Origin of the sequence: Cellulomonas hominis, assembly GCF_005239125.1 — a bacterium.
GTDB lineage: Bacteria > Actinomycetota > Actinomycetes > Actinomycetales > Cellulomonadaceae > Cellulomonas > Cellulomonas hominis_A.
Window position 1 is genome coordinate 1 of sequence record NZ_SZYE01000372.1, and the last position, 917, is coordinate 917.

Consider the following 917-nt stretch of genomic DNA (forward strand, 5'->3'; position numbering starts at 1 on the left):
CCGGTGACGGACGGAGGCACGGATGCGTCGCGGGACCAACCTGCCGCGGATGGGCGACTTCAACCAGACGGTCGTCCTGGACGTCGTGCGGCGCGCCGGCGGCGGCCTGGCGCGGGCCGAGGTCGCCCGCCGGACGGGGCTGTCCCCGCAGACCGTGACGAACGTGGCGCGCCGCCTGCTGGACCTCGGCCTGGTGGTCGAGGAGGGGGCGGTCCTGCGCCGCGGCCCCGGCCGGCCGGGCACGCTGCTGCGGCTCAACCCGGTGAGCCGGTTCGCGGTCGGGGTGCACCTGGACCCGGCGACGATGACCTTCGTGCTCCTGGACCTGTCGGGTGCGGTGGTCGCCCGGGCGCACGTGCCGACGCCGGTCCCGGAGGACCCGGAGGCCGTGGTCGCGGGCCTGGTCGCGGAGATCGAGGGGCTGATCACCGGGGCGGGCGTGGACCGGGACCGGGTGCTGGGGGTGGGCATCGCGGCGCCCGGGCCGATCGACGTCGAGGCGGGCGTGGTGCTCGACCCGCCGCACCTGCCCGGCTGGCACGGCGTGCCGCTGCGGGACGCGGTCGCCGAGCGCACCGGCCTGCGCGCGGTGCTCGACAAGGACGTGATCGCCGCGGCGAGCGCCCACCTGTGGCACCCCGGCGAGCACGCGTCGGACTTCGTGTTCTTCTACCTGGGCACGGGCGTGGCGGTGTCGACCGTGCTGCGCGACGAGGTGGTGCGCGGCGTGTCGGGCAACGCGGGGGAGTCCGGGCACCTGATCGCCGACCCCGACGGCGCCCCGTGCTGGTGCGGGCGGCGCGGCTGCCTGGGCGCGGTGCTGCGGGCGGAGGCGCTCGCGGAGCAGGGCCGCGCGGCGGGCGTCGGGCTGCCGGACTGGGGCGACGGCTCGGACCCGCGCGCGGTGGACGTCGCGG

Annotated in this window: 1 protein-coding gene; it reads left to right on the forward strand. The window is 78.2% G+C overall.

The window, feature by feature from the left end:
• Positions 1-22 precede the first annotated feature (22 nt).
• The coding region (locus FA014_RS19635) for an ROK family protein (protein ID WP_154731267.1) at positions 23-917 on the forward strand (895 nt) is incomplete at its 3' end.